Genomic DNA, 350 nt, shown 5'->3' with positions numbered 1-350 from the left:
GTGGGATGTCATGAACATGAAGGACGGCTACAAGCACATCCTGACCCACGTGGGCTACGACAAGGCCCTCACCTACCAGGACTGCGAGCCGTGCCATCTCGGCCATACGGCGCTCACCGGCCCGTATCTGGGCGACCTCATCCATGCGGCCCACTATGGCAGCAAGGTCTTCAAAGAGGCCAACGGCAACTGCTGGAGCTGCCATGCCATGAACTCCGCCGGCGGCCAGGGCGACTATCAGCTGGTGCTGTGGGACGACTACTACGATGAGCCGGCGCTGGGCGGCTACCCGAACATCGACGGCAACGAGATGGAGCAGGCTTGGGTCGACTCCCGCGGCTTCTTCGGCG

Annotated in this window: 1 pseudogene; it reads left to right on the top strand. The window is 63.4% G+C overall.

From position 1 onward, the window contains the following. Positions 1-10: 10 nt before the first annotated feature. A pseudogene (locus tag NE591_RS13410) lies at positions 11-350 on the top strand (hypothetical protein); the annotation flags it as partial.

It is taken from the genome of Adlercreutzia sp. DFI.6.23 (assembly GCF_024462535.1).
Lineage (GTDB): Bacteria > Actinomycetota > Coriobacteriia > Coriobacteriales > Eggerthellaceae > Adlercreutzia > Adlercreutzia rubneri.
The sequence above is the reverse complement of the archived record's forward strand: the minus strand, read 5'-3'. Positions and strand labels throughout refer to the sequence as shown.